The sequence below is a fragment of the Nocardia sp. NPDC060220 genome (assembly GCF_042727815.1).
Classification (GTDB): domain Bacteria; phylum Actinomycetota; class Actinomycetes; order Mycobacteriales; family Mycobacteriaceae; genus Nocardia.
The window spans coordinates 1-2,090 of sequence record NZ_JBHWZY010001058.1 but is presented as its reverse complement, the minus strand read 5'-3'; the positions used below and the strand labels follow the sequence as shown (position 1 = coordinate 2,090).

At 69.6% G+C, this 2,090-nt stretch carries 1 protein-coding gene; it reads left to right on the top strand.

The features are described from left to right. The coding region (locus ACFWF3_RS33550) for an acyltransferase domain-containing protein (protein ID WP_379317983.1) at positions 1-2,090 on the top strand (2,090 nt) is incomplete at both ends.

Below are 2,090 nucleotides of genomic sequence, written 5' to 3'. Positions count from 1 at the left end.
GCGATGTACCGGCTGGCCGAATCCTGGGGATTGCGACCGGCATTCGTGCTCGGTCACTCGATCGGTGAGATCGTGGCGGCCTATGTGGCCGGGGTCTGGTCGCTGCCGGATGCCTGCACCCTGGTCGCCGCCCGTGGTCGGCTCATGCAGTCCGCGCCGCCGGGTGGGGCGATGGTCTCGGTCGCCGCGGACTCCGAGACCGTCGCCGAACTCGTGCGTCGATACGACGACGTGAGCATCGCCGCGGTGAACGGGCCCGCGTCCGTGGTTGTTTCGGGTGCGCACGCGTCCGTGACGGCCATCGCCGAGCAGTTGGCGGCCGACGGCGTGCGTACCCACCGATTGCGGGTGAGTCATGCGTTCCATTCGCCCCAGATGGACGCGGTGCTGGCCGAATTCGGTGAAGTCTGCCGGGGTCTGACCCATCGCCCGCCGACCTTGCCGGTGATCTCGGCGCTCACCGGCAAGGTGGCCGAGGCCGCGCAGTTGTGCTCGCCGGAATACTGGGTGAGCCACCTGCGTGAGCCGGTTCGCTACCTGGACGCGGTGCGGTGGGCCCGTGAACAGGGCGGGGTCAACTGCTTTGCCGAGTTGGGGCCGGGGGCCGCGCTGACGGCGATGGTGCACGAGATCGTCGACGACGGCGCGGCGATGGCCGCCGTCGCGTTGCAGCGGCCGGGCATCGCGGGCGACCTCGCGTTCGTCGCAGGACTGTCCACTCTGTATTCCCACGGGGCAGCGCTGGATCCGGGCTCGCTCTTCGAAGGCGCCGACGCCCGCCCGGTAGACCTGCCGACCTATGCCTTCCAGCGCGATCGGTACTGGCTCGAGGTGAGCGAGGGCAGCAATGTGCGTGGCGCCGGGCTCGACGCCGACGACCATCCGCTGCTCGGTGCGAAGATCGGCCTCGCTCAGGACGGTGGACTGCTGCTGACCGGGCGACTGTCGCTGCACTCGCACCCGTGGCTGGCCGGACACCGGATCGGTGGCGCGGTGCTGCTGCCCGGTACCGCGTTCATCGAACTCGCTTGGCATGCAGGTCAATTCGTTCAGTGCCCGACCGTCGGCGAACTCGTTCTCGAAGCCCCGCTCGTGATTCCCGAGACCGGCGCGGTGGAACTGCAGGTGCTGGTCGGACCGGCCGAGGAATCCGGGTATCGGACAGTCGGGGTGTACTCGCGCCTACAGACAGCGTCGGTGGAGGAGCTGCCGTGGACCGGACACGCCACCGGCACCGTGCAACCGTCGGACGAGATCGCGGTGCCGGCCGGGGGTGCCTGGCCGCCGGTGGGTGCGGTGGCGGTGGCCGTCGGCGACCCGTACGAGGCGATGGCCGCGGTCGGTTACGACTACGGCTCTGTTTTTCGAGGTCTGCGCCAGATCTGGCGCCACGGCGACGAGGTCTTTGCCGAGGTGGCACTGCCCGAATCAGCCATCGGGGAGGCCGCCGAGTTCGGTCTGCACCCCGCGCTGCTCGACGCCGCACTGCACGCGATGATCGCGACCGGCACGGTCGGCCCGACCGAATCCGGCAAGATCCGGCTCCCGTTCGCCTGGGAAGGCGTCTCGCTGCATGCGGTCGGCGCGTCGTCGCTGCGGGTTCGCCTCACACCGGTCGGCACCGACCGCATCGGTCTCGAACTCACCGATTCGGCAGGTAGGCCGGTGGCCAGTGCGCGATCACTGGCGCTGCGCGAGATCTCCCTCGAAGCGCTGGGTCAGCGCCCGGCATCCTCGGACGGCGGACTGTACGAGATGAACTGGGTGACCGTTCCCTCGCCCGAACCCACTGCGGGACCGGGTGAATGGTCCGAGCTGGACTCTGTGGACGGCAGGGTAGCTGTAGAGCGCTGCGCACGCGCTGATCGCGATCTCGTTGTCGTGCGCGTGCACAGCGATGTCACCGCGTCCGTTCCCGCCGCCGTGCGCGAGCAGGTGATCGCCGTGCAGACGGTGGTGCAGCGATTGCTCACCGACGACGAATTCGCCGAGGCGCTGGTGGTTTTCGTGACCAGCGGCGCCGTGGCGATCCACGGCGCCGAGGATGTCGGTGACCTGGCCGGCGCGGCGGTGTGGGGTCTGCTGCGGTC